24 protein-coding genes are annotated in these 23,504 nt (G+C 47.2%); 6 read left to right on the top strand and 18 right to left on the bottom strand.

Annotated features, from left to right (window positions below; genetic code table 11):
* Window positions 1-2: 2 nt before the first annotated feature.
* Both pgm and seqA read right to left on the bottom strand, forming a co-directional pair.
* On the bottom strand, window positions 3-1,640 hold the full coding sequence (gene pgm / locus M1L23_RS03165) for a phosphoglucomutase (alpha-D-glucose-1,6-bisphosphate-dependent) (protein ID WP_252625606.1): 1,638 nt from the start codon (window positions 1,638-1,640) through the stop codon (window positions 3-5).
* Complete coding sequence (gene seqA, locus M1L23_RS03160) at window positions 1,640-2,161, bottom strand: replication initiation negative regulator SeqA (protein ID WP_252625604.1); 522 nt, start codon at window positions 2,159-2,161, stop codon at window positions 1,640-1,642. The genes pgm and seqA overlap by 1 nt, the downstream gene beginning before the upstream one ends.
* Window positions 2,162-2,286: 125 nt before the next feature.
* Between seqA and M1L23_RS03155 the strand changes: the two genes are divergently transcribed.
* The 5 genes from M1L23_RS03155 (at window position 2,287) to M1L23_RS03135 (ending at window position 5,513) form a co-directional block, all read left to right on the top strand.
* Entirely contained in the window at window positions 2,287-3,075 is a 789-nt protein-coding gene (locus M1L23_RS03155) for an alpha/beta fold hydrolase (RefSeq protein WP_252625603.1), read from the top strand.
* 47 nt (window positions 3,076-3,122) lie between these two features.
* Entirely contained in the window at window positions 3,123-3,341 is a 219-nt protein-coding gene (locus M1L23_RS03150; protein ID WP_252625602.1) for a DUF2788 domain-containing protein, read from the top strand.
* Window positions 3,342-3,407: 66 nt separating this feature from the next.
* On the top strand, window positions 3,408-3,932 hold the full coding sequence (gene fldA / locus M1L23_RS03145) for a flavodoxin FldA (RefSeq protein WP_252625600.1): 525 nt from the start codon (window positions 3,408-3,410) through the stop codon (window positions 3,930-3,932).
* A gap of 83 nt (window positions 3,933-4,015) precedes the next feature.
* Window positions 4,016-4,477: a ferric iron uptake transcriptional regulator gene (fur, locus tag M1L23_RS03140; RefSeq protein WP_252625599.1), complete on the top strand. Its 462-nt coding sequence runs from the start codon at window positions 4,016-4,018 to the stop codon at window positions 4,475-4,477.
* 4 nt (window positions 4,478-4,481) lie between these two features.
* Window positions 4,482-5,513 (top strand): saccharopine dehydrogenase family protein, encoded by a 1,032-nt coding sequence (locus tag M1L23_RS03135; RefSeq protein WP_252625597.1) that lies wholly within the window; start codon window positions 4,482-4,484, stop codon window positions 5,511-5,513.
* 28 nt (window positions 5,514-5,541) lie between these two features.
* On the opposite strand, the gene M1L23_RS03130 is transcribed toward M1L23_RS03135, so the two are convergent.
* From M1L23_RS03130 to M1L23_RS03080, 11 genes are all read right to left on the bottom strand, one after another.
* A complete protein-coding gene (locus M1L23_RS03130) occupies window positions 5,542-6,027 on the bottom strand; it encodes a hypothetical protein (RefSeq protein ID WP_252625595.1) in 486 nt (161 codons plus the stop codon).
* A gap of 142 nt (window positions 6,028-6,169) precedes the next feature.
* Entirely contained in the window at window positions 6,170-7,843 is a 1,674-nt protein-coding gene (gene glnS, locus M1L23_RS03125; RefSeq protein WP_252625593.1) for a glutamine--tRNA ligase, read from the bottom strand.
* Between the two features lie 68 nt (window positions 7,844-7,911).
* A complete protein-coding gene (locus M1L23_RS03120) occupies window positions 7,912-8,841 on the bottom strand; it encodes a 5-oxoprolinase subunit C family protein (RefSeq protein ID WP_252625592.1) in 930 nt (309 codons plus the stop codon).
* The gene (gene pxpB / locus M1L23_RS03115; RefSeq protein WP_252625590.1) at window positions 8,838-9,578 is read right to left on the bottom strand and encodes a 5-oxoprolinase subunit PxpB; all 741 of its coding nucleotides are present in this window, start codon (window positions 9,576-9,578) and stop codon (window positions 8,838-8,840) included. The genes M1L23_RS03120 and pxpB overlap by 4 nt, the downstream gene beginning before the upstream one ends.
* Window positions 9,575-10,336 carry a 5-oxoprolinase subunit PxpA gene (locus M1L23_RS03110; RefSeq protein WP_252625588.1) on the bottom strand — a complete coding sequence of 254 codons (762 nt, stop codon included), beginning with the start codon at window positions 10,334-10,336 and terminating at the stop codon, window positions 9,575-9,577. Before M1L23_RS03110 ends, pxpB begins: the two co-directional genes overlap by 4 nt.
* A 180-nt stretch (window positions 10,337-10,516) precedes the next feature.
* Window positions 10,517-12,034 (bottom strand): lysine--tRNA ligase, encoded by a 1,518-nt coding sequence (gene lysS / locus M1L23_RS03105; RefSeq protein WP_252625587.1) that lies wholly within the window; start codon window positions 12,032-12,034, stop codon window positions 10,517-10,519.
* 65 nt (window positions 12,035-12,099) lie between these two features.
* Window positions 12,100-13,198 (bottom strand): peptide chain release factor 2 gene (gene prfB / locus M1L23_RS03100; protein ID WP_252625586.1). Its coding sequence is split into 2 segments (ribosomal slippage): window positions 12,100-13,122 and window positions 13,124-13,198, totalling 1,098 coding nucleotides; the frame shifts between segments, so codons are not numbered across the junction.
* A 79-nt stretch (window positions 13,199-13,277) separates the two neighbouring features.
* Window positions 13,278-15,005 carry a single-stranded-DNA-specific exonuclease RecJ gene (recJ, locus tag M1L23_RS03095; protein ID WP_252625585.1) on the bottom strand — a complete coding sequence of 576 codons (1,728 nt, stop codon included), beginning with the start codon at window positions 15,003-15,005 and terminating at the stop codon, window positions 13,278-13,280.
* An 8-nt stretch (window positions 15,006-15,013) separates the two neighbouring features.
* Window positions 15,014-15,766 carry a thioredoxin fold domain-containing protein gene (locus M1L23_RS03090; RefSeq protein WP_252625584.1) on the bottom strand — a complete coding sequence of 251 codons (753 nt, stop codon included), beginning with the start codon at window positions 15,764-15,766 and terminating at the stop codon, window positions 15,014-15,016.
* A gap of 126 nt (window positions 15,767-15,892) precedes the next feature.
* The gene (xerD, locus tag M1L23_RS03085; protein WP_252625583.1) at window positions 15,893-16,777 is read right to left on the bottom strand and encodes a site-specific tyrosine recombinase XerD; all 885 of its coding nucleotides are present in this window, start codon (window positions 16,775-16,777) and stop codon (window positions 15,893-15,895) included.
* A 64-nt stretch (window positions 16,778-16,841) separates the two neighbouring features.
* Window positions 16,842-17,294 (bottom strand): VC2046/SO_2500 family protein, encoded by a 453-nt coding sequence (locus tag M1L23_RS03080; protein WP_252625582.1) that lies wholly within the window; start codon window positions 17,292-17,294, stop codon window positions 16,842-16,844.
* A gap of 156 nt (window positions 17,295-17,450) precedes the next feature.
* Between M1L23_RS03080 and M1L23_RS03075 the strand changes: the two genes are divergently transcribed.
* On the top strand, window positions 17,451-19,163 hold the full coding sequence (locus M1L23_RS03075; protein ID WP_252625581.1) for a tetratricopeptide repeat-containing response regulator: 1,713 nt from the start codon (window positions 17,451-17,453) through the stop codon (window positions 19,161-19,163).
* A gap of 7 nt (window positions 19,164-19,170) precedes the next feature.
* Here the strand turns inward: M1L23_RS03075 and M1L23_RS03070 are convergent, their stop codons facing one another.
* The 5 genes from M1L23_RS03070 to lpxD form a co-directional block, all read right to left on the bottom strand.
* Complete coding sequence (locus M1L23_RS03070) at window positions 19,171-20,001, bottom strand: pirin family protein (protein ID WP_252625580.1); 831 nt, start codon at window positions 19,999-20,001, stop codon at window positions 19,171-19,173.
* A 70-nt stretch (window positions 20,002-20,071) separates the two neighbouring features.
* A complete protein-coding gene (lpxB, locus tag M1L23_RS03065) occupies window positions 20,072-21,220 on the bottom strand; it encodes a lipid-A-disaccharide synthase (protein ID WP_252625579.1) in 1,149 nt (382 codons plus the stop codon).
* 9 nt (window positions 21,221-21,229) lie between these two features.
* The gene (gene lpxA, locus M1L23_RS03060) at window positions 21,230-21,994 is read right to left on the bottom strand and encodes an acyl-ACP--UDP-N-acetylglucosamine O-acyltransferase (RefSeq protein WP_252625578.1); all 765 of its coding nucleotides are present in this window, start codon (window positions 21,992-21,994) and stop codon (window positions 21,230-21,232) included.
* Window position 21,995: 1 nt separating this feature from the next.
* Window positions 21,996-22,454: a 3-hydroxyacyl-ACP dehydratase FabZ gene (gene fabZ, locus M1L23_RS03055; RefSeq protein ID WP_338021826.1), complete on the bottom strand. Its 459-nt coding sequence runs from the start codon at window positions 22,452-22,454 to the stop codon at window positions 21,996-21,998.
* A 20-nt stretch (window positions 22,455-22,474) separates the two neighbouring features.
* Entirely contained in the window at window positions 22,475-23,503 is a 1,029-nt protein-coding gene (lpxD, locus tag M1L23_RS03050) for a UDP-3-O-(3-hydroxymyristoyl)glucosamine N-acyltransferase (protein WP_252625576.1), read from the bottom strand.
* Window position 23,504 lies beyond the last annotated feature (1 nt).

The raw sequence follows: 23,504 nt of genomic DNA, 5'->3' as shown, positions 1-23,504 counted from the left end.
GGTTAGGCGGTAAGCCAAGCGGTTAATAACTGTTTGGCTTCTGCCTGAATGGCCGCTAGGTGCTCGGCACTTTTTAAGCTTTCGGCGTAAATTTTATACACTGGCTCGGTGCCAGAAGGCCGAGCGGCAAACCAACCATTTTCAGTGGTTACTTTAACCCCACCAAACTCTTCTTGATTACCTGGAGCTTTGGTTAATACGGCACTAACAGCTTCGCCGGCGAACAGTTCAAGTACTGGCGGCTGGGCAACTAATGGCTTAAACGCCATTATTTGCTCGTAGCTAGCTTGCATGTCTAGCCGTGCATAATGCGACTGGCCATATTGTTGTTCTAGCTCGCGGTAATAAGCACTTGGCGTTTTACCTGTGGTAGCCTGAATTTCTGCCGCTAACAACGCTAAAATCATACCGTCTTTGTCGGTACTAAAAGCCTTACCTTGGCGATCAAGAAAACTTGCACCGGCACTTTCTTCACCCGCAAAGCCTACTTTGCCGCTAGCTAAACCCTGTGCAAACCATTTAAAGCCCACGGGCACTTCCATTAAAGTACGCCCTGCGCCGGCTACAACGCGGTCTATCATGGCGCTGGAAACCAATGTTTTGCCTATTAGGGTGTCACTCGACCACTCACGAGTTTTAATTAAATAATCAATACACACGGCCAAGAAGTGATTCGGGTTCATTAGCCCTTCAGGTGTCACAATGCCATGGCGGTCGTAATCAGGATCGTTACCCACCGCTAAATCGAAACTGTCGCGCATAGCCAACATACTTGCCATAGCGTCGGACGACGAGCAGTCCATACGAATGGCGCCGTCTTTGTCTAAAGTCATAAAAGAGAAGGTTGGGTCCACATGGTCATTAACAATAGTAAGCTGCAAACCATATTTTTCACCAATGGCATGCCAATAATGCATGCCGGCCCCCCCCATAGCGTTCACGCCAATATTTAACTTAGCTTTGGCAATGGCAGTCATGTCGAGCACCTGCTCTAAGTCGTCTACATAAGCTGTTATCCAGTCGCAGCGATGCAGCAGTTTCGAACTGAGGGCTTCGTCGTAACCTACAACGTTTACGCCCATAAGTTCACTCGACAAAATAGCGTTGGCATACTTTTCAATAACCGAGGTTACGTCGGTGTCGGCTGGCCCACCATGGGGCGGGTTATACTTAAAGCCACCGTCTTGCGGTGGATTATGTGAAGGGGTAATAATTACACCGTCGGCAAAGCCACTGCTTTTACCTTGGTTATAACGCAGTATTTCATGGCTAATAACCGGCGTAGGCGTGTAGCCTAAGTCGCTTTGGACATGCACTTCAACGCCATTAGCAATAAACACTTCCAGTGCGGTAATAAAAGCAACTTCCGACAAGGCGTGGGTGTCTTTGCCTAATAATAGCGGCCCTGTAATACCATGTTCGGCCCGATAACCACAAATAGCTTGGCTCATGGCTAACACATGGGCTTCATTAAAGGTGTGTTTTAACGCTGTACCGCGGTGCCCCGAAGTACCAAACTTCACTTGCTGAGATACTTTACGCGGGTTAGGCTCGCGCACATAATACGACGCAATAAGTTGGGGAATATTAATTAGGTCGTCGTGGCTGGCTAGCTGCCCAGCGCGTGGGTGTTTGGTCATTATAATAAATCTCTTAGTTTTTCAGCGTCTAATTTAGTGTAGCCAAGCTCTAACGCGGCGCGCTTTAACATGGCTTGTTTTTTGCTGGTATTAGAATTGGTAATTACCCAGTAGCCCGAGCCTGGCACTTCTTTTGGGTTGGTGCTATTGCCCGATGCTTCGAGCTCTTGTTCGCAGGTGGCAAAGTATAAGCGGTTCCGACCGCGAATACGCAACACATTATCAAATTGGTCGGGATGGCACTGATAAAGTACACTAAGCAAGTACAGGAAACGGCCTACTTTGCCTTTTTGGGCGTCCAGTTCGGTACTTACTACGCTTTCTAACACTTTCGTTATGGGCGGTGTTGTCACTGGCTTTGGCACAGCAGCTGGCTTTTGTTTTGGCACCGACTCTGCCGCTTTGGCCAGCGGGTTTAACCCTAACAAACGGCGTAAAATGTCTGACGCACTTTCACCAATATACTTGGTATGAGACGCAATGTGGCGATACAGTTCAGTATCAATTTCTATCTGTTTCATAAGTATGTTCTTTTGCTAACGTGTTTTAATTTAACAACTGTGCTTTAAGTATAACGAAGCAACGTAAGGTTTGCACCGAATGCTGTCGGTGAACCAGAATAACCTTTTTATTGGAGTTTATGTGTATGTCTGAACATGCTGTTATGTTGAATTACGAAACCCTTGGGCAGCCGTCTGCCCCGGCTGTTATACTCATTCATGGTTTATTTGGTGATCTAGATAACTTAAAAAGCATTAGTCGCGCTTTAAGCGACCGCTACTATGTTATTAATGTTGACTTGCGCAACCATGGCCAGTCACCCTGGACCGATACTATGTCCTTTGCAGCCATGTCTAAAGACGTTTTATCCGTGCTGGATACCTTAAGTATTGAACAGGCTTACATTCTTGGTCATTCTCTGGGCGGTAAAGTGGCCATGGAAATTGCCCTTCAATATCCCACCCGAGTACGTGCATTGGTGGTTGCCGATATTGCCCCGGTAAGTTACGAACCAAGCCACAATACTATTTTAGACGCACTCGAAACCTTAAACTTAACCCACGTGGATAACCGCCAAAGTGCTGATAAACAGTTGGCCGAGTCAATTCACGAACTAGGCGTACGACAGTTTTTGTTGAAAAACCTGTACAAAGCCGATTCGGGCTGGGCTTGGCGCATGAACCTGGCAGCACTTCGCAAGTGTTACCTTGGCCTTATTGGCTCGCCTAGCTCGGAAGGTGTTTATAGTGGCCCTGTGCTTTTTATTCGGGGTGGCCGTTCTGACTATATTCAAGCGCAACATAAAAACGCTATTGTTAGCCGTTTTCCGCAGGCACAGTCGAAAACTATTAACGATGTTGGCCATTGGTTACATGCAGAGAAGCCAACGGTTTTCAATGGTTTAGTACTGCGTTTTCTAGATGAGAACAAATAGCGTTTGTGTTATTATACGGCCCATTCAAATTTGTGGACGAACCAGCGATGTTTAGTAACAACTTAGAACAAATTGAAGCCTTAATGACCAACTTTGCTGTGGCCATTTTATTTCTATTAATTGGCTTAGCCATTCAAGACGTGCTTAAAAAAGGCAATGTGCCTCGCTTTGGTCGTGTTTTTGTTTGGTTGGTATTGTTTTTAGGTATGGCGGGTTTTATCGCTAAAGGCATTATTCAATTTGTGGTTGAAGCCAACATTCAATAGCCCCACATTTTCAACGTTAAAACTTTCGTTTTTTATTAGCTAAGCAGTAAAAGCAGGAACTAAAATATGGCCACTGTTGGACTTTTCTTCGGTAGCGACACGGGAAATACCGAAGCTGTAGCTCACATGATTCAGAAAGAGCTCGGTAAGAACTTAATTCATGTACAAGACATTGCCAAATCGAGCAAAGAAGAAATAGCTGAATACGACTTGCTCCTCTTTGGTATTCCAACTTGGTATTACGGCGAGTCGCAGTGCGACTGGGATGATTTTTTCCCCGAGTTTGAAGAAATAGATTTTACCGACAAACTAGTTGCCATTTTTGGCTGTGGTGACCAAGAAGACTACGCCGAATACTTCCTTGATGCCATGGGTGTTATTCGCGATATCGTAGAAGCGCGCGGTGGAATTATTATTGGCCATTGGCCAACTGAAGGCTACTACTTCGAAGCTTCGAAGGGAATGGCCGACGAAAACCACTTTGTAGGTTTAGGTATCGACGAAGACCGCCAACCCGAGCTTACTAAAGAGCGTGTGGTGGCTTGGTGCGCACAAATTCGCGACGAAATGATGCTCGACGAATTGGGGTAAGGTGCCTTTGGCCACCTTGCTGTTATTTTAATATCGCTTGTGGCTATAATCATAAGCCTAATTGTTCGCAAAGAGAGTACTCCATGCCCAGTTCTGATGTACAACTTAAAAAAGCAGGTCTTAAAGTAACCTCTCCGCGTATCAAAATTCTTGATGTGCTTAAACACCCTAATAATCAGCATGTAAGTGCTGAAGACGTGTACCGACTATTAATGGAGCTAGGCGACGAAGTTGGCTTAGCTACCGTTTACCGGGTTCTTAACCAATTTGAAGACGCCGGTATTATTACTCGCCATCATTTTGAAGGTGGCCGCTCGGTTTTTGAATTAACCACCAAAGATCATCACGACCATTTGGTGTGTTTAACTTGTGGCCGGGTGATTGAGTTTGAAGACCCTATTATTGAACAGCAGCAACTTAAAATTGCTAACGAACATAATCTTAAACTTACTAACCATAGTTTGTATTTATATGGTGAATGTAAAGAGCCAGAAACTTGTGAGTACAACTCAGAGTCGGCTGATCATCACCGAGTAGGAATTTAAACCCATGAAATGGATGATTTATGGCGCTTACGGCTATACTGGCGAGCTTATTACCCACTACGCCAAACGCATGGGCTATAGCCCCGTATTAGCCGGCCGTAATAAAGCCAAAATCGAATCTTTCGCGAACCAAGTAAGCTTAGAAGGTCGAGTTTTCGACCTTTCTGAGGAAGTGTTAAAAGCGCACTTACAAGACATCGACTTAGTGGTGCATTGCGCTGGTCCTTTTGAAGACACCGCCGAGCCAATGATGAAAGCCTGTATTGCTACCGGCACCCATTACCTCGACATTACCGGCGAAATTGAAGTATTTGAGCTGGCCTATAGCCTTCGTAAAGAAGCCGAAGAAGCCGGAATAGTACTGTGCCCTGGTGTTGGTTTTGACGTAATTCCCACCGACTGTATTGCGGCTCGGTTAAAATCTCAAATGCCGAATGCCACTCATTTAAAGCTCGGCTTTGATACCCGCTCAGGTATCAGCCGTGGTACCACTAAAACCACCCTGCGACGTTTGGGTGAAGGTGGTGCGGTTCGTAAAAACGGTGAGATCATAAAAGTTCCACTAGCCTATAAAACCGCAGAAATAAACTTTGGCGACGGCAAGAAAATGGCCATGACCATTCCCTGGGGCGACGTCTCAACTGCTTTTTACACCACTAGTGTACCCAACATTGAAGTGTATATTCCTGCCAGCCCAAAACTAATTAAGCGTTTAAAATGGCTGAACTATATTCGCTGGGCTATGCGTTTAAACTTAGTGCGCAACTGGTTAGCGAATAAAGCCGATAAACAGCCTGCAGGCCCAGAAGCAAAAGAACGAGAGAAACATACCACCTGGGTGTGGGGTGAAATTAGCAATGATCATGGCGACACCATTGCCCTACGAGAAAAGGTAGTGAATGGTTATACGCTCACCTCGCGTGGTGCGGTAGAGCTTGCCATATACGTGTTACGCAACCAGCTTAAGCCTGGCTTTTACACGCCGTCGCGTTTATATGGCGCAAAGCTGATCGACCGCTTCTTAGCTGACAAGTAACGGTCAATCCGCTTTTTAAAATATGACTCTAAGCTTTTTGAGCAGCAACTCTTGGCCATAAGTCGCCGAACACATCACCAAAAGTAACAACACCCAAAGCAATTTGGCCGTCAATCACGAACTTTTTAAATTCAGGCGTACTGTCGTCCCAACCTTCACTAAACGCTTGGTTCGTTACTGTTTTAGCATGCGTTAAAAATGCTCTTTGTTCCTGGGTTAAGCTGGTGTCGGTTAACAATCGTTGCTCTATACGATACAGATACACTTGCTTGATCTGCTCAGGACTCATTTGTCCCTGCATATATGAACCATAATTTGGACTTTTTACTCCCATTGACCAAAGCTTTTCAGCCAATTCTTGCCCTGTTAGCGAATTCCCTAACGCGACAAAGTTATCAATGTCTGCTTTTATCTCTGAAGGTAAATACGGGTTCTGCTCAGTGTCTTGATTTGCCCATGTGGAACAAGTAAACATTCCAGCAAGCAAAAATGTTAGTAAAATAATATGTTTCATTTTAGATCCCTCACATTTGAACTCACTCAAACCTGAGTGTTTTTTGTACTACAAAACAATTATGTCCTAAATTTAATAAATTTCAACCAACGAAAAAAGCGACCCGTAGGTCGCTTTTTTACTCTTACTGAGTACAAAATAGTTAGTCTTGCGCTTCTATTCTTGCCCAGCTGTCGCGTAATTCTACGGTACGGTTGAACACCAACTTATCGCCATGGCTTGCATCGGTGTCGCGGCAGAAATAACCCACGCGCTCAAATTGAAAGCCTTGCCCTGGTTTCGCATGGCGCAGTGAAGGTTCTAAATAGCCTTCCACTACTTTAAGTGAATCAGGGTTGATAACTTCGTCTAGCGAAGCTGCTGAACCTGGCATAGCGGTTTTAAATAAACGGTCGTACAAGTGTATTTCAGCAGGTAGCGCATGGGGTACCGAAACCCAGTGAATCACACCACGTACTTTACGGCCGTCGGCTGGCGACTTGCCCAGTGTGTCAGCGTCGTAAGTACAGTAAATAGTGGTAATTTCACCCGCTTCGTTTTTTTCTACCCGCTCAGCTTTAATTACATAAGCATTACGCAAGCGAACTTCTTTACCCAGTACCAAACGCTTAAACTTCTTGTTGGCTTCTTCACGGAAGTCTTCCCGTTCAATATAAAGTACGCCACTAAAAGGTAATTTACGCGTGCCCATGCTTTCGTCGCTTGGGTGGTTCGGTGCATCTATTTTTTCGTGCTCGCCTGCTGGGTAGTTCTCAATCACTAATTTTACTGGCTCAAGAACGGCCATGGCCCGTGGCGCATTGTCGTTTAAGTCTTCACGAATACACGACTCGAGCACACCCATTTCAACTACGTTTTCCATTCTAGTTACACCAATGCGGTTGGCGAACTCGCGAATAGACGCTGGCGTGTAGCCACGGCGGCGTATACCCGCAATGGTAGGCATACGTGGGTCATCCCACCCCGACACATGCCCTTCTACCACTAATTCGTTTAAGCGGCGCTTACTCATGATGGTGTATTCAAGATTCAGGCGCGAAAACTCAATTTGCTGTGGGTGACATTCAATACTAATATTTTCCAACACCCAGTCGTATAACCGACGGTTGTCTTGAAATTCAAGTGTACAAAGTGAATGGGTAATGTTTTCTATCGCATCAGAAATACAATGGGTAAAGTCGTACATGGGGTACACGCACCACTTGTCGCCGGTTTGATGATGCTCCACATGGCGAATTCGATATATAACCGGATCGCGCATACAAAGAAAAGACGATGTCATATCTATTTTCGCCCGCAACGAACAATGCCCTTCTGGGTAGTCGCCTGCGGTCATTTTGGCAAATTCAGCCAAGTTGGTTTCAACTGTGGTATCGCGATAAGGGCTATTTTGCCCTGGCGCCGTTAAGGTACCACGCATGGCGCGAATTTCGTCTTGGCTAGAAAAGTCTACATAAGCTAAGCCTTTTTCAATCAGCTCAACCGCATAGCCATGCAGCGCGTCGAAATAATCCGACGAGTAACGCACGTTGCCGTTCCACTCGTAACCTAACCAACGCACGTCGTTTTTAATCGACTTCACATACTCAATACTTTCTCTAAGCGGGTTAGTGTCGTCAAAACGTAAGTTACAGGTGCCGTTATAGTCTTGGGCAATGCCAAAGTTTAGTACAATAGATTTCGCATGACCGATATGCAAATAACCATTTGGCTCCGGCGGGAAGCGCGTATGCACTTCCGTATGCTTGCCTGAAGCTAGGTCTTCATCAATAATTCTGCGAATAAAGTTGCTGGGACGCACGCCAGTCTCGGCCATTCAGGTATTCTCCGTCAATCAAACACACGAACTAAAATGGCGCTTATCATGGCAATAATCCGTTGATTTTACAAGCCGAAAAATCTGAGGTAACGGCGCATTTGCTGTTGTGCCGTGGCTAAACCCATAGGCCTGAAGCGTACTTTAGTACCCGGTGGGCGCTGCGCTAAGGCATAGCCCGACAAGGGCAGAATGCTGCCTAATTTAGGATAGCCACCCAAGGTTTGGCGTTGCTGAAGCAAAATAATAGGTTGGCCGTCGCCCGGTACCTGAATAGCGCCGTAACACACCGCTTCAGAAAGCAAATTAACTTTGGGCGTGGCAATAGCAGGCCCTTTCATGCGTGCGCCCATGCTGTCACTTGCTGCCGACAATTCATATTCACCGTCCCAAAATATTTGCCAAGCCGCTTTAGTAAAGTCGTGTTGCTGGTAACCAGGAATGACATGTAAGGTGAGCGCTGAATCGAGATCAGGCAGGTAACTTTCTGGTATTTGCCGTTGAATACCTTCTTGCGCCATTGCCTTGCAGGGAATAAAGTCGGCGGGCTTTAAGCTGCTCCCTTTGCCGTCGAGCCCACCTAGCCCATTACGAGTAACTGTAGCACAGCTGCCTAGCGTGTGAGCCACCTGAAAGCCGCCTTGAACAGCCACATAAGCACGAAAGCCATATCTAGGATAGCCAAATTTAAGCGTGTCGCCTTGCTTTACCCAAAAGCTACGCCAAGGTACCTGCGGTCGACCATTGATGGTTAAATTCAAGTCACCACCGGTAACCGCCACCATAGTTTGGGTTTGGCACTCTAATTCGGTACCACCTGCGGTTATTTCTAGCACCGCACAGTTTGCTGCGTTGTCTAACAAGCGATTAGCCCAATTTGCCGCCATAGCGTCGCCTGGCCCACCTGGTGTTACGCCCAAGTGCTGATAGCCAAAACGCCCTTGATCTTGCACTGTGGCATGAATACCAGGCTTAATAACCAGCATACCTGTGGTCATGAATGCTCTCCTTGGGTCGTTGCATATAAGGCTAAATAGTCGGCTTCAGAAATGGCAACAAAACGCACTCGGTCGCCCACCTGTACCGGTGTCATCGCTTCCGGGCCGTGGGCCATGGCTGGGTTACCTTGGGCATTAAACCAGGTTGTTACGGCACGACCAATGAGGTTCCAGCCGCCAGGTCCGCTGGTTGGGTACACCGCGGTTTGTGCGCCTGCAATACCCACACTACCAGCAGGTACGGTTTTTCGTGGCGTATCAAGCCGTGGCGTGATCAACCTTTCATTCAAGCCGCTTAAGTATGCAAAGCCAGGTGAAAAACCAAGAGCCGCTACTAAATAGTCGTCTTGCTGATGTAGTTGAATAACCTCTGTGGTGGTTAACCCGCTATGCTCTGCAACCCGCTCTAAGTCGGGGCCAAAATGCCCACCATAACAAACAGGCACATCGAGTACTATTTGCTCGGCGCTGGCTAGTGCAGGATAAGCAACACTTGCGGCGGCTTTTTCTAAGGCCTGTTCAAGATCATACAATCGCACCGTCCGTGCGTCGTAATATACTAATAAAGACGTATACGCTGGCACCACCTCAGCTACTATGCCACCTAGCTGCTGTAAAATGGTCTGCCGTAGATGGGCTAGGTATAACGGTAGTGTGGCTGACATAGTGTCGCCAAATGTCATCAATACAGCGTCAATTCCGGCGGTTGAAAATTCAGGTAAGGGTTGTTTGCTCACAAACTCGACTCCATTTCGTTCAACATGGCTCGTATATCGGCAGCTGTAGCCACCGACTCAGCATTATCGCCGTGAACACATAAGGTTACTGCTGGCAGCTCTATAAAGCTGCGGTCGTTTGCACGCACTTGGCGCTGCGTGGCAATCATTCGTGCCTGTTCGAGTATTTGCTTGCGGTCGCTTAATACGGCGCCCTTTTGCCTTCGCGACATAAGAAACCCTTCTGGGGTGTAGGCTCGGTCAGCATAAGCTTCCGGCCACAAGGTAATGTTTAAGGCGGCAGCGTCGGCTTCGTGCTGCTCTAAATTAGGCAAGGCTAACACCACTAGGGGTAAGCTGGCATCGATAGCAGCCACGCCCCGCAACACTGCTTCAAATACATGTTGGTGTTGCATCATGTCGTTATATAAAGCGCCATGAGGTTTTACATAGCCTAAAATACCTCCTTGGGCGCGACAAAATGCTTTTAAGGCACCCACTTGATAAATAACCATGGCGGTAATTTCTTCACAGCTACACGCCATAGAACGGCGACCGAAACCTTCTTTGTCTGGGTAAGAAGGGTGCGCTCCAATCAACACATCATGCTTTATGGCCAAGGCCACCGTACGTTGCATGGTTACTGGGTCTGAAGCATGAAAGCCTGTGGCTACGTTGGCACAGTCAATCAAAGGCATCAGCGCTTTGTCGTTACCCATTTGCCAAGCACCAAAACTTTCGCCTATGTCAGCATTAAGTAATAGCGGTCTAGTGTCCATGTCTCACCTTGTTGTAAGCCGTAACTGTTTTATCCACAGTTTAGGCTTAGCATGCTGTAAATTCGACTTTAATCATGCCAGACATTAGCTTAAAACCATACCTACGCATGGTCTGATGAGCAGGATAAAAAAACCCAGCTTGATTACTCTTGCTGGGTTCATGTGCTTCTAGCTTAGCCTTTATTCAGCGCTACTGCGTGGCCGCATGTGAGGGAATAATAATACATCGCGTATGGAAGGCGAGTCGGTCAGTAGCATGACTAATCGGTCAATGCCAATACCTTCACCTGCTGTTGGCGGCATGCCGTGTTCAAGCGCGGTTACGTAGTCTTCATCGTAAAACATGGCTTCAGTGTCACCCGCTTCTTTTTGGTTTACTTGCTCTTGGAAGCGTGCAGCTTGGTCTTCAGCGTCGTTAAGCTCAGAGAAACCATTGGCAATTTCACGGCCACCCACAAACATTTCAAAGCGCTCGGTAACAAAGGGGTTGTCGTCGCTTCGGCGCGCAAGAGGCGAAACCTCGGCCGGATAAGCAGTAATGAAGGTTGGCTCCATAAGCTTTTCTTCTGCGGTTTCTTCAAATATTTCAATTTGAATTTTACCTAAACCCCAGCTGTCTTGCACTTTAATGCCTAGGTTTTCAGCAATAGCTTTCGCTTGCTCTAGGTCATTTAATTGCTCTACCGTTACCCCTTCATTGTACTTCAAAATTGCTTCAACCACGGTTAAGCGGGCAAAGGGTTGACCAAAGTGGAAGGTTTGACCTTGGTAGCTTACATCAGTGGTGCCAAGCAAGCTTAAGGTTAAGCCACGCAGCATTTCTTCGGTGAGGTCCATTAGGTCATGGTAGTCGGCGTAACCCCAATAAAACTCTAACATGGTAAATTCTGGGTTATGGCGGGTCGACAAGCCTTCATTACGGAAGCTGCGGTTAATTTCAAATACCTTTTCAAAGCCGCCTACCACTAAACGCTTTAGGTACAGCTCGGGAGCAATACGTAAATAAAGGTCCATGTCGAGGGCATTATGATGGGTTACAAATGGGCGGGCACTGGCACCACCTGGAATAACGTGCATCATAGGCGTTTCAACTTCAAGGAAGCTACGCTCAATTAAAAACTGGCGAATATAGTTCACCGCCTTGCTACGCATAAGAAAGGTTTCGCGCGACTTTTCGTTCACGATCAAGTCTAAATAACGCTGACGATACCGTGTTTCCTGGTCGGCTAAGCCGTGGAATTTATCTGGTAAGGGCCGTAGTGCTTTGGTGAGCAAGCGAATTTCATCTACTTGAATGGTTAGTTCACCGGTACGAGTTACAAACAAGGTGCCACTGGCGCCAACAATGTCGCCTAAGTCCCATTTTTTAAAACCTTCGTTATATATGCCTTCTGCAAGGTTGTCGCGGGCCACGTAAAGCTGTATTTGGCCGCTCATATCTTGAATAGTAGCAAAACTAGCTTTACCCATAATACGACGCAGCATCATGCGGCCGGCTACCTTTACCCGAACACCTTCATCAACCAAGGCATCGCCTTCTTTTTCACCATAAGCCGCATGAATGTCGGCTGCTAAGCTGTCGCGACGAAAGTCGTTTGGAAAAGCAACGCCCTTGGCCCGCAGCCCCTTCAGCTTTTCTTTGCGCTCAACAAGTTGCTGATTCAGATCTACTTGTGGTTGTTGCGTGTTGTCGGTCATTGCTTGCCCTCTTCAAATTCTAAAATAATAAAGGTAATGGTAGCTCAGTTTATGTTGAGCAAATTTTATAAGCCAGACTTCAAGCTCGCTTCTATAAAACGGTCTAAGCCGCCGTCGAGCACCGCTTGAGTGTTAGCTGTTTCTACCCCAGTGCGTAAGTCTTTTATACGGGCATCATCAAGCACATAGGAACGTATTTGACTGCCCCAACCAATGTCCGACTTGCTGTCTTCTAGGGCTTGCCGCTCTTCGCTTTGCTTCAGCATTTCCAGCTCGTATAACTTGGCGCGCAGCTGTTTCATGGCTTGGTCTTTGTTTTTATGCTGTGAACGGTCGTTTTGACACTGTACAACGGTACCTGTTGGCTCGTGGGTAATACGCACTGCCGAGTCGGTTCGGTTCACGTGCTGGCCACCTGCTCCCGACGCCCGATAGGTGTCAATGCGCAGGTCGGCAGGGTTGATTTCAATTTCAATGTCGTCGTCTACTTCTGGGTACACAAATACCGAAGCAAAAGACGTATGGCGGCGGTTACCAGAATCGAAAGGTGACTTTCGTACTAAGCGGTGAATACCCGTTTCAGTGCGTAACCAACCAAAAGCATAGTCGCCTTGAACACGGATAGTGGCTGACTTCACACCTGCCACGTCACCGTCGGAAAGCTCAATAATTTCAGTTTTCATACCGTGGCTGTCGGCCCACCGTAAATACATGCGTAGTACCATGCTGGTCCAGTCTTGCGCTTCGGTGCCACCCGAGCCAGAGTGCAAGTCGATATAGCAATCGTTGGCGTCGTTAGGGCCTGAAAACATACGGCGGAACTCAAGGGTTTCTAACACCGTACGCCAGCGGTCTAATTCTGATTCTGCTTCAGCTAAGGTGTCTTCGTCGTTAGCTTCAATAGCAAGCTCAACAAAGGCTTCCGCGTCGTCTAAGCCTTGTGCTATGTCGTTAAAACCTTGTACTAAGTCGCTCAATTCAGCCCGCTCTTTACCTAATGCCTGGGCATGAGCAGGATTATTCCACACGTTTGGATCTTCTAGTTCCCGTTCAACTTCTTCTAAACGCTCTTCTTTAACTGTTAAGTCAAAGATACCCCCGAAGCAGCTCGGCGCGCTTCCTAAGGTCATGAATTTCAGTAATCAGTGCATTTGTTTCTAACATGAGCCGTCCTTATAAAAGTTGTTAGCGGGAAGTGAAAACGGGCATTAGTTTAGCGGATTTAGGCTACAAACAACAGGCTTTAGGCCGGCCACACATGGGCAATCATTAATTGTAGCTGGCTTTGGCCGCGGAACACATTTTCTTGTAAGCGATACGCTATTTGAATATGCTCAGTGGCGGGTAATTCCCAACCTGTATTAGGCACATTAAAGGCAATAGCGTCGACTAATTGTTGACTGCCCGGCACTTGCAGTACCAGCTTTAAGTGTACTTCTTTTAACCAACGTTGCTGCACCACCCGAAACACGCCGTCGAACAGCGGCTCTTCAAATTTTTGCCCCCAGGGGCCAATGGCATTTAAGCTGCGCACCAGCGGTAAACCAAAGTCGGCTGCGGTTAGTTCACCGTCAGACCAAATCACTCGTTCCAGCATGGTAGCGTCTATCCAGTCTGCTGCCACCGCTGCTAAAGTTTGCTGAAAGTCAGTAAATTGCGCCTTTGGTACCGACAAACCCGCAGCCATTGCATGGCCGCCAAAGCGTTCAATACTTTTCGGCGCTAAGGTGTGCACCCGCTCAAGCAAGTCGCGAATATGCAAACCTGGAATAGACCGAGCAGAACCTTTTAGCATATCGTCGCCGGCATCAGCGAAGGCAATAACAGGCCGGTGAAAGCGCTCTTTTAATCGCCCAGCTAAAATACCCGTTACCCCTTGATGCCAGTCGGGCTCGTGTACTGCTAAAATGCTTGGGAAGCTTCCGTCGGCCAAGTTGAACTTGGCGAGCATGGCTTCGGCGTCTTGCTGCATGTCTTGTTCTATAACCCGCCGCGAGCGATTCAGCTCGTCTAAGTGCAAAGCCATTTCGTTAGATTGAACGGGGTCGTTTGCTAGTAAACAATCGATACCATGTTGCATATCGTCTAAACGGCCCGCCGCGTTTATACGTGGCCCAACGGTAAAGCCAAGATCAGCCGCTTGCAGCTGTTGTGGGTCACGCTTAGCAACCGTTAACAAAGCGCTCACGCCAGGAATACAACGCCCTTGCCGAATGCGCGCCACGCCTTGCTGAACCAAAATACGGTTGTTGTAATCTAGCGGCACCACGTCGGCGACGGTACCAACAGCAACGAGGTCAAGCCACTGGGCTAAATTTACGTTCGCCGCTATATGATCGGCATGCTGAGTACGAAACCAATGGCGCAAGGCCATTAGTACATAAAAAGTTACCCCTACACCTGCCAGTGCTTTACTAGCAAAACTACAGTCGGGCTGGTTTGGGTTCACCATGGCATAGGCATTTGGCAAGCTGGCGGCGGTTAAATGGTGATCGGTAATAATCACATCGATACCTAAGCGGTTGGCTTCATCCACCGCGGTAAAACTACTCACACCGTTGTCGACGGTAATAATAAGCTTTACTTTGTTTTCATGGGCAATACGTACTAAGCCGGGCGACAAACCATAGCCGTCGTTAAACCTATTCGGTACTAAAAAGCTCACCTGCTGCGCTCCCATCGCCTGCAAGGCGCGCATAAATAAGGCCACGCTGGTGGCCCCGTCGGCATCGAAGTCGCCCACAATACAAATAGGCTGCTGGGCTAAAATAGCGGCCCCAATACGTGCCGCGGCTTTTTCCGCATGGTGAAGGGTATTGAAGTGCAGCAAGCCTTGTAAACTTAACTCAAGTTCACTGGCCTGCCGCACCCCACGGCGCGCAAGAATACGCCGTAGCGTAAGAGGTAAATGCGCTGGTAAGTGGTCGCACGGTTGCTCGGGGCGACGCTTTAAAATTACAGCTTGAGTCACGTTAGGTGTTATTGGCTATTACTGCGTAATTCACTAAGTAACCGTTCTGGCGGTACAAAGCCTGGTATTAACTGCCCATTCGGCAATATTATTCCCGGCGTACCGGTAACGCCCATTTGCCGTGCCAAGCTAAGGTGGTCGGCCATATTAGCGTTGCAACGCAATAGGCGTGGCTTGTCACCCGCCATGGCTTTGGTCATGACTGCCGCAGCATCGTCGGCACAAAAAATACTATTTAGCTCTTTTGCCGACTGGTGGTCTAACCCTGCCCGTGGAAACGCTAAGTACTCAATGCTGATACCTGCCGCATGGTAAGCGTCTAATTGCTCATGCAGCTGGCGACAGTAAGGGCAAGTATGATCGGTAAAAACTGTAACTTTGTAGCGCTCGTTTGGTGCTGGGTACTTAATGGTTAAGGCGCTATTATCTTTAACTAGCTCTTGGCGCACCAAGCTTACTGTTTGCTCTGTTAAGTCGGTAGGAATCGTGTCGATAGCAAACACTTTACCAGCTACTAAACGCGACGCATCGGCTGAAATATAAAACAGCCCTTGGCCGGTAAATACCTGATAAAAACCTGCTAACTCCGTGGCTGGGCGCAAACGTTCAACGTTCAAGCCCATTTGCCCTAAACGTTGCCGAATAGTTTGTTCAACACTTTGTTCAGCGTTAGGCGCAAGGCCTTGTTCAGCGGCAATAGCTTGCACGTGCAATAAGCTTGTTAAGCCAATTATAGTTAATAGGTACAACAGACGAGCCACAGCGTCATCCTTATTTTATAATTAAAAGTTCATTATGAAGACAATTTTATAGCCGAAACATTACGCTGAATTGTCTAAATATACAAGGCAAGGGGCGGCTCTGTTCATCTCTAAACTAGTATAAAGCTAACCCCGTGGGTGATGTTCTGCATGCAACTTTTTCAGCCGCTCTTTAGCAACCTGTGTGTATATTTGAGTGGTAGCAATGTCCGCATGACCAAGTAGCATTTGTAAGGCCCGCAAATCAGCGCCATGGTTTAATAAATGGGTAGCAAAAGCGTGGCGCAGTTTATGCGGCGATATATTGCGCTGAATACCAGTAAGCACCGCATAATGTTTAATGCGGTGCCAAAAGGTTTGCCGAGTCATTTGTTGCCCTCGCCCGGAAAGAAACACCACGTCGGTAGGCTGCTTTACAAAGTCGGCACGGCTATAGGTTAAATAATGCTCTAGCCAATGAAGGGCTTCTTCACCTAAAGGTACTAAACGTTCTTTATTGCCTTTACCTACTACCCGCACTAAACCTTGGCGCAAGCTAATTTCGCTCATGCGCAGGCCAACCAACTCTGTTACCCGCAGTCCAGAGGCATAAAGCACTTCCAGCATGGCCTTGTCGCGCAACCCTATGGCACTCTTTGTATCTGGGGTTTGCAAGAGGTTTGTAACTTCTTGTTCGCTTAAGGTGTCGGGTAATTTTGCTGCTTGTTTCGGCGTACGAATATGCGCACAAGGGTTGTCTTCACGCACGCCCTGGCGTTGTAAATGTTTGAAGTATTTACGGCAAGCGCTTAATAACCTAGCTTGAGAACGGGCCGTTCGGCCTTCCTTACTAAGCTGGGCTAAAAAAGCCTCTAATTGCTCTGCTTGGGCACTAGCTAAAGTTTGCTCTGTGGCAGATAACGTGGTTAACCAACGTTCGAATTGCAGCAAGTCGGAACGGTAGGCAGCCAACGTGTGTTCGCTCACACCCTGACCGAGCCATAATTGATCTAAAAAGTCATCAACAGTCACTCGTTTACCCTGCGTTAATTCTGTAACTATAAGGTCAATATAGCATTAGCACCGAAGCGAGTAACTAAGCGGTAGCATGAACTTGATCAAGTAAGTCGACTAAATCAGACTCTTGTAAAGGCGGGCTATTGCGTTCATGGTCACGAGCTAACAGCCAATGAGGCGTACTGGCTTGCAATTCCGGCGGTATTTTTATTTCCTTTGAGCTTGCTACAAGCGCTTCTGGGGCAAGGCAATCGTGTAAAAACCAGTCCATAAAACTGTGGCTGGCCAAGGCCGTTGGCGAACGCTGCCAGTCACGTTCGCTGGCATAAAGCGGCCGCTGCACCCCAACTCCAAAGGGCGCTACCCAAGGTTTCGCTGTTGTTGGTGTGGGTTTATCTTGCCAGTCGGGCGCATGGGGGCTTAAGCTGGCTAATAAAAAACGAAACCGCGACGGCTCACTAGTATGCAAGGCCGTATTTAGGTTTACCCCAATATCTTGCTCTCGCTGTATCCAATTCACCGCGGTGATCATAGGTTATTCCTCAGCCTTGTGGCACACTTGTGTAACTACTTCTATGCTTTGTTTCGGCCTGGCTTGTTATTACTTAAGCCCCGCTGCCGTTAAACTGAAAACTGTTTTTAACCACAAAGTAGCTGGCCACCTATTGAATAATCACTAGGTTGTTTTATGCTAGTTAACGTTGGTCATTTATATTTAGGCGATATTTTGAAAGCTTCGGTGGAAAGTAATCCAAAAAACAGCAGTTTTGATCTGTCAAAAAAGAAAATCTTGATCATCGATGATCAGAAAACTTTTCAGGTCATGCTAAAAAGCATGTTGCTTAATTTAGGTGCCCTGCACGTGATTACTGTTTCTTCGGGCGAAGCTGGCTTAGCTGCCCACCGCCAGCATCGGTTCGATATTTTACTCGTCGACTATAATTTGGGCCGGGGTAAGAATGGTCGGCAGGTACTTGAAGAATTAAGGGTTAAAGACTTATTGCGGCCCGACGGTATTTTCATTCTTGTCAGTGGCGAAAACAACCGCCCTATGGTGCTAAGCGCCATTGAATTACAGCCCGACGATTACGTTATGAAGCCTTTTTCCGGTAGCTTATTACGTAACCGTTTAGCCCGTGCGTTTCGCAAGCGTGTGGTATTACGCAAAGTGTACCAAACTCTCTACCGGCAACAGTATGCAGAATGTATAAAAGCCTGCGACGAGCATATAGAAAACGATGGCCGCTATAAAAATTACTGCCGACAACTTTCAAGCGAATTATATTTGCGCCTTGGCAAAGTTGCTGAAGCAGAACAAGCCGTTGAAACGCTTTTACAAGAGCAGCGCTTTACTTGGGCTGTATTAGCCCTTGCCCGAATTAAATACACCCAAAACCAAATACCCGATGCGTTGTTCTTACTTGATGAAGTGCTTAAAGCCAGCCATAACGCTACTGAAGCCTACGACTTACGCGCCCAAGCTTACGATAAATTAAACAATATTGAGCAAGCACTAGAAGCCGCTCGGCGGGCGGTAAGTTTGGCGCCCTTTTCTATCAGCCGACAATTGTATTTAGCCGACTTGGCTCGGCGCAACGGCCAGTTCGAATTAGCCAAGCAGGCAATGTTGCATGTGGTTGAAATTTCCCGCAAGTCAGTCCACCGCGCACCAAAATACTTATGCACTTATATACGCAGCATACTCGACGCAGCCGAACACGGTGAAGACTCCCGGGCAATTAATCGTTACCAACAAGAAGCCACACTGGCCTTGCAGCGTGCCAAAACCGACGAGGCCTTGGTGTACTCTAAATTTGACTATAAAACCTTGGAAAGTGCTGTTATGGCGCGCATTAATGCATTTAATGGTCAATTACGAGAAGCACAAGGCAACATGAAAGGAATTGTGGCTGGCTTTCTTGAGCAAGGCCATGAAATACCAATTGAAATTGCTCCAGATATAGTTATCGCTTTGCTCGACATTGGTGAATTCGAGCGGGCAGAAACCCTAGCAGCTGGCCTAAGCGAACAGCTTGTATTCGATGGTTACAATAAAAGCTTACTGGAAAGCCGCATAGAGAAAAGTAGAGAGCAACGTAAAGCCTTTGTGGAGGCGAACAAAGAAGGTATTTCAGCCTATAGTAAAGGCAACTTTAACGAGTCGCTACACCAATTTGAACTGGCTTTAAAGTTGGCGCCAATGAACAGTGGTGCCGCATTAAACTTTATTCAAGCAGCACTTAAAATAATGCAAGAACAAGCGGTTAAATCAATTTATTTAGTCAATAGCTGTAAACGGTGTTTGCGCATTGTTGAAGGGCTTACGCTACCGGAAGCTCACCAAGACCGCTACCTAAAACTGGCGGCTGAATTTGCTGCCGTAACGCACGCCTCTGCTTAAGCACTATTTACGCTAAAGTTCCGTTTTGGTAGTCGGCAAAAGCTTGGCGTAGTTCTGCTTCCGTATTCATAACAAATGGCCCGTACTGAGCAATAGGTTCACCAATAGATTGCGCCGCTAACAGTAAAAAGCTGGTATCTGCCGTTACTTGTAAATCTATTTCTACCGTTGGATTTAAGTCAACCAATTCGCCCGCCTTAACGGTCGTATTGCTAAGCTTTAATTCGCCCTGGTACACATAAATTAAGCGGGCATCTTGTTGGTGCAATGGCAAGCGCACAAGGCCCGGCTGAGCAAGACGATAGTCGAGATACAAAAAGTCGCGCCCTGGCGCCTTTACTGGGCCCGTTGTCTGCATAAAGTCGCCAGCAAGCACCCGTACTTTGCCCTGATCAATAGTTACTTCTGGCACCGCACTGCTAGGAATGTCGGCATAGTCTGGCTCTGACATTTTTTCCCTAGCGGGTAAATTTAACCACAACTGAAAGCCCCACATTAAACCATTTTCTTGCTTTGGCATTTCTGAATGTATTAAGCCTCGGGCCGCTTTCATCCATTGCAACCCACCGGCTCCCACTTCGCCTTTGTTACCACGAGAGTCTTCATGGGCCATGGTACCTGCAAGCATATAACTTAAAGTGCAAAAACCGCGGTGTGGGTGCGAAGGAAAGCCTGCTATATAGTCGTTCGGGTTATCAGATTTAAACTCGTCGAGCATTAAAAAGGGGTCTTTATGCGGGAACGCAGGTTGGTTAATTACTCGCTTTAATTTTACTCCTGCGCCGTCTTGCGCAGGCATTCCTTTTACTCGATGTAAAATAATCGTCTCGTTGGTCATCATTTAACTCCTTAAAAAGCGTGTAACAATGCAAAAATCAGCCTTACCGCTGTCGTTAATCTTGCTTAAGTTAACTGCAATGAGCGAGTTCTATTACGCGTTGCGCTGCTTTTTCGCCGGCATTACAACGAATAGACTGATGTAATGCCTCATAACTGGCTAAGGTGGCAGCCATGTCCGTGGTAAGGTGCAGTGCCACTTCGCTGGCTATGGCGGTAGGGGTAACTTGATCTTGAAGCAGCTCTTTTACTAACGGTCGATTAGCTAATAAATTGGGCAGCGAAAAGTAATCTACTTTTATAAAAAACTTCAGCACATGGTAATTTAGCCAGGTAAACTTATAACTTACTACCATAGGCCGCTTCAGTAACATGGCTTCCAGTGAAACGGTTCCAGACGCCAATATGCAACTATCGGCAGCGGCCATAACAGTGCGGCTTTGGCCATCAAAAAAGTGGAATTTAAGTTGTTGATCGGCTGGAGTGAACAGGCCTTGAATTTGTTCGCGACGAGCGTGGTTGGCAAACGCCATTAAAAACTCAAGCTTTGGAAAACGCTGTTGTAACAATTGAGCGGCGTCTAAAAAGTCTCGGGTTAACAACCCTGCTTCACCACCTCGGCTACCGGGTAACACCGCTACATACTGTTTATTAGTATCAAGGCCAAGTGTTTCACGTGCTGCTTGTGTGTCGGTTTGCATTGGAATGTCGTCGGCTAGCGGGTGTCCAACAAAAGTGCATGGGGCGTTGTATTTAGCATAAAAGCTTTGTTCAAAGGGTAAAATACTTAAGACGTCGTGGGTGGCCTTTTTAATACCAAAAATACGTTTCGGACGCCAAGCCCACACCGACGGACTAACATAGTGGATGGTTTTAATGCCGGCGGCTTTTAGCTTGGTTTCAATCGGTAAATTAAAGTCTGGCGCGTCTATGCCAACAAACACTTGCGGTTGCTGCTTAAGCATAGCCTGAACCACTTGTTTACGCACACGCAACAAAGTAGGTAGTTGCTTTAATACATCCACTAGGCCCATTACCGACAAGGTTTCCATGGGAAATAATGAGTCGAGCCCTTCGGCCTCCATAAGGGGCCCACCGACACCAATAAAATGCACCTCGGGGTGCGCTGCTTTCAAGCTACGCATAAGATTAGCACCGAGTATGTCGCCAGAGCTTTCTCCGGCAACTAACCCAATAACTAAAGGGGAGCGGTTGGCCATGGTATTTACTTAGCGGATAATGCCGCGATTAGAGGCGCCAATAAAGTCGACCATTAACTGCACATCGGGCGACTGCATTGCAGCCATTAGTGCCAATGCTTCGTTTAAGGTATGCCCACTACGGTAAAGGGTTTTATAAGCCCGCTTTATTTGGGTTACCTGCTCGGCACTAAAGCCCCGGCGTTTAAGGCCTTCACTATTAATAGTGCGCGGCACCGCGTTATGCCCTTGCGCCATTATGAACGGGGGAATGTCTTGTACCACCACTGAGCTAACGGCGGTAAAGGCGTGTGAGCCTATTTTACAAAACTGGTGCACACCCGTGAAACCACCCAAAATAACATAGTCGCCCACATGCACATGCCCCGCCAAGGTTACGGCATTGGCGAGAATGTTTTGGTTGCCTATCATGCAGTCGTGGGCCACATGAACATAGGCCATAAATAAGTTGTCGCTGCCTATTTGAGTTAAGCCCTGGTCTTGAATGGTACCACGGTGCACAGTAGTACATTCACGAAACACATTTCGATCGCCAATGATTAGCTCGGTCGGTTCACCTGCGTATTTTTTGTCTTGGCAGTCTTCGCCAATTGACGCAAATTGAAAAATGCGGTTTTGCTTACCAATGCTCGTAGGCCCTTTTATAACCACATGTGAGCCGATAACACAGTCGTCACCAATTGTCACATTTGGCCCTATCCAGGTCCACGGGCCGATAGAAACATTACTTCCTATGCGTGCCGTAGCGTCGATAATTGCAGTTTCGTGAATCAAATTAAACGTCCCTTCTTGCACACATTAAGTCGGCAACAGCAGCAATTTTACCGTCGACTTCTGCGCGACCGGTAAATTTCCATAGCCCGCGGCGCTCTTTTTCAAACTCCACATGAAAATGCACTTGGTCACCCGGCGTAACTGGACGTTTAAAGCGGGCGTTGTCGATACCAGCAAACAAGTAAATTTCGTCTTTCCCTACTTGGTTCTGCATCATTTTAAAACCCAGTAGACCGGTAGCTTGTGCCATTGCCTCTAATAAAAGTACTCCAGGAAAAATTGGGTTGCCCGGAAAGTGGCCCATAAATACTGGCTCATTCATGGTTATGTTTTTTATCGCATGCAATGACTTACCCGGAACATAAGAAATAACCCGATCGATTAACGCAAATGGATAACGATGCGGAAGCATTTCTTGAATTTCACGAATATCAAAGCCTGGTTGAACGGAATCAGTCACGGTTTTCTCCAATACGATGCCTATTCAGGCAACAATTTCTTTTCAAGCGCTCGAACTCGATTAAAAAGTTCTGGCAACTGGCGGAAACGAACGCCGCTTTTTGCCCATGGGCCTTGCTCCATTACCGGTACGCCTGAAGCATACACGCCAGGCTTAGTAACACTTTTAGTTACCATGCTCATGCCATGGAACTGCACCCCATCACAAATGGTAAGGTGCCCACCAATACCGGCTTGGCCGCCTATCATACAGTTTTTGCCTATAACAGTGCTACCAGCAATACCCACTTGCCCTGCTATTGCAGTATGTTCACCAATCACCACATTGTGTGCAATTTGACATAGGTTATCGATAATGCAACCAGACTCAATAATAGTGTCGTCGAGCGCGCCGCGGTCTATTACAGTATTAGCACCAATTTCTACATGGTCACCAATACAAACACTACCTAGCTGAGGGATTTTAACCCATTTTCCGTTTTCACTGGCCCAACCAAAGCCGTCGCTACCAATGACTACTCCGCTATGGAAAGAGCAATGGTTGCCAATAGACACATGGTAGTAAACTGAAACTTGCGACCAAAGCTGACAATTTTCACCAATAGTAACATTTTCACCCACAAAGCTCTGCGCACCAATTACCGTATTGGCGCCAATTTTTGCCCCTGCACTAATAACCGCTTGAGCGCCAACCGACACATCAGCGCCAAGTTGGGCTGTAGGGTGAATAACCGCAGAGGGATGAACACCGGCAGTTGGTGTTGGGGCATTATTAAAAGCTTGGGCTGCTTTGGCGTAGCTTAAATAAGGGTTTGAGCTAATTAAAAAGTGTGCTTTAGTAATGGTTTCTGCCGCCACCTTTGGGTGCAAAATAACTGACCCTGCAGCGGTGTCGTTTAACTGCGCCAAGTACTTTGGATTCGCCAGAAAAGCAACCTCGGTAGCACTGGCTTTCGCAAGGGTTGCTAAGCCAGTTACCTGATAAGACGCATCACCTTGAACTTCCGCACCTATTAATTGGGCAAGCTCAGCGAGTGTGTACGTTTTCATA

The organism is Aliidiomarina quisquiliarum (assembly GCF_023922585.1).
Lineage (GTDB): Bacteria > Pseudomonadota > Gammaproteobacteria > Enterobacterales > Alteromonadaceae > Aliidiomarina > Aliidiomarina quisquiliarum.
Note: the sequence above shows the minus strand (reverse complement) of the source record. Positions and strands in the feature narration are given on the sequence as shown.